Source organism: Adhaeribacter aerolatus (genome assembly GCF_007991635.1).
GTDB lineage: Bacteria > Bacteroidota > Bacteroidia > Cytophagales > Hymenobacteraceae > Adhaeribacter > Adhaeribacter aerolatus.
Genome location: NZ_BJYS01000089.1, coordinates 1 through 924, shown reverse-complemented (window position 1 = coordinate 924; position 924 = coordinate 1). Strand labels below are relative to the sequence as shown.

Sequence of the window (924 nt, the reverse complement as noted above, 5' to 3'; positions counted from 1 at the left end):
GAACCTGTTTAGAGTTTTGGATTTTTATTAATTTTTCGAATAAATAAGACAGAGAAAGCCATTAAAAGGAGCATAAACCAATGGAGCGCCTTTGTTTCAAAGCGAATAAGTAAGGCTTTAAAACTGTCTAACCAGGCATTCGCCCTTTCAATAGCGTTCCTTCTTTTAAAAAGCTGTTCATCAAAATAAACATAATCATCCGATGGTTTTCCATTCCTGGGGTTAAAAGCAATATTGGCTTCTATTTTCATTTCGGCACACAAGCTTCTAAATCCAGCCGAATCAAAGCCGGCATCGGCATTTAGAAATAAGCCTTCTGTTTCAATGCCTGCTTCTTTTAATAAATTACAAAGTTGATTAAACACTTCTTCTATCTCAAATAAATCATGATGCACACCTGCTATTGGTGGACTACAAGCCAACATCTGCCCTTTATTATCCGCTAAGAATAGACTATTACAGCTATTAGCAGCTTTTCTGGTTTGGTAACCAATGCCCTGGCCACCTTTTTTGCAGATGGTTTGGCTACCATCTAGCTGAACACTTGATAAATCAAGTAGCCGTCGCTGGCTTTTAAGTAATTCTAGCCACACTTTTTTAAAGCTACCGTCTTGGGACCATTTCCGAAAATGATGATACACGCCCTGCCAGCTAATAGTTGGACCCGTATCAAATATTTCTTTTAGGGGTAATTCCCGCCACTGACAACCTGTTTTCAAACGATATAAAATACCTGATATAAGTTGGGCAGGCGCTACTTTTAATTTGCTGCCTCTTTTTCCGCTGCTTAAATACGGCACTATCCACCGATTTATTTTATCTTCGCTTAGTACTGCCATCGAAGTAGGGTTTATGTAAAATCGTCTTTGCAAACTCTTTTACAGCCCTATTTCTTTGGTAGTTACTAAAACTCTAAACAGCTTC

Annotated in this window: 1 protein-coding gene; it reads right to left on the bottom strand. The window is 38.4% G+C overall.

Going from position 1 to position 924, the window contains the following annotated elements; all coding sequences use genetic code 11:
* Positions 1–8: 8 nt before the first annotated feature.
* Positions 9–839, bottom strand: a complete 831-nt coding sequence (locus AAE02nite_RS26110) for a transposase (RefSeq protein WP_146905878.1) — start codon at positions 837–839, stop codon at positions 9–11.
* Positions 840–924: the final 85 nt, after the last annotated feature.

Coding starts and splice junctions, on each gene's coding strand:
- AAE02nite_RS26110 (WP_146905878.1), bottom strand. CDS start 839: ATGGCAGTACTAAGCGAAGATAAAATAAATCGGTGGATAGTGCCGTAT.